Origin of the sequence: Clostridium pacaense, from assembly GCF_020709765.2 — a bacterium.
Classification (GTDB): Bacteria; Bacillota; Clostridia; order Lachnospirales; family Lachnospiraceae; genus Enterocloster; species Enterocloster hominis.
In genome coordinates this window covers 1-1,667 of sequence record NZ_JAJFEB020000052.1, presented here as the reverse complement: position 1 = coordinate 1,667, position 1,667 = coordinate 1, and the positions used below count along the sequence as shown (strand labels likewise).

General features: G+C 40.3%; 1 protein-coding gene. It reads right to left on the bottom strand.

What is annotated here, in order from left to right:
• Positions 1-100: 100 nt before the first annotated feature.
• Positions 101-1,375: an IS110 family RNA-guided transposase gene (locus LK536_RS58395; protein WP_227797311.1), complete on the bottom strand. Its 1,275-nt coding sequence runs from the start codon at positions 1,373-1,375 to the stop codon at positions 101-103.
• Positions 1,376-1,667 lie beyond the last annotated feature (292 nt).

Here is a 1,667-nt window from a genome sequence, read left to right as displayed (position 1 = left end):
TAGTGTGAAAGAAAGTAGAGGAAAACCATAAATGGACGCACTTAAATAAGCTGTCTAAGGCAGGCAACTTTTTGAAGTGTTATAGAGTTAGGAAATTAGATCAGGAAGCTAATGGTTCATCAGGCGGAAGTAATCCTTCTCGTTGTAATAGTTTCTTGGCTTGCTTGATAGCCTTTGCCTTTTGCTTTTCAACAAGAGCTACTGGCATATCGATTTTGTAAAGATCGTTCGGATTCCACTGCTCACCAGTAGACAGCATCTGGTATATAGCAGTAAGAATCATACGGGCAATAGCAATAATGGCTCTTTTCTTGCCACGGCGTTTAACAAGCGAATCATATTTCTTTTTGTAGTAAGGATATTTGTCAGATTTTACGGCAGCATGAGCACATTGTACTAATGCAGGTTTGAGGTAGACTCCGGCACGTGTAATCCGAACAGATTTCTTCTTACCAGCAGATTCATTGCTCCCTGGTGTTAGACCAGCCCAGCAACATAAACGTTTAGAACTTGAGAACTGAGACATGTCAGTACCGATTTCGGAGATGATAGTGATTGCACTATCACGTTTGAGACCCGGAATGGTACAGAGGAACTGGACAGCATTTTCAAAATCAGGATTAGAAGAAATCATATTTTCTATCATTTTATCAACATCATTGATTTCGGCTGTGATATAATCCATATGTGCGCGGACGAGGCGCATACGGTATTTTTGGGCATCAGTCATCTGATATCCTTCGACGGATTCTATAACAGCATCTTCTTTGGATTTGAGATTTCTAAGAAGCTTAGATGCGATTTCTTCGTGGTTAATGGATGTACCCGATTGTTCAAGCAGATAGTCGATAATGGATGTGGATGACTTCCCAAAGATATCGGAAACAACAGAATCTAATGCAACATTACAAACAGTAAGAGCATTCTGATATCGATTCTTTTCACTTGAACGGCAGGAAATTAATTTATAGCGATACCTCGTATATTCTCGCAGAATGCGGATTTTCTTACAAGGAATGTAACTGCCTCTAACAAGACCAAGACGGAATAAATCTCCAATCCATTTAGAATCTTTGGAATCATCTTTGTTGCCCTTCACCGCCTTCACCCATTTGGGATTGGCAATGACAACCTTGATATCATCTTCGAGAAGATTAAAGACGGGAACCCAGTATTTACCTGTGGATTCCATGCAGACGTCATGGCAACCATTGTCGAGAAGCCATTGCTTGAATTCAAGAATTGAATGGTTAAAGGTGGAAAAGCGCTTTTTTTGGTAAGAAGGCTCAATGCCACCAGTGGTTTTTACAATTGTGGCAACGAGAAAAGATTTGTGAACATCGACACCACAACAGGTTTGGTAAGTAACTTTCATAGTCAGACTCCTTTCGAAAAAGATAAGAAGCCATTGACTGAACTGCCACACAATTAAACTAAGGCGCTTAAACAATTCTTAGTGTACGGATTCATGATGCCACTTATTTGTGCTTGAAAAGGCAGAACTTACACTGATTTATATGCGGTCTAAAACGAAGAAAGTTATTACAACTCCTCCTTCCGTGCTTTGTAGTGTAGCTTCTCGCAAACTATTTTACAACACAGCGTAGAGAGTTGGAAGACTTTCATAACTATTTGTGCCGCCATCCGAAGGCGGCGGAATGGAGATT

Excerpts from the sequence above, each read along its gene's own strand:
- LK536_RS58395 (WP_227797311.1), bottom strand. The coding sequence starts at position 1,375 with ATGAAAGTTACTTACCAAACCTGTTGTGGTGTCGATGTTCACAAATCT.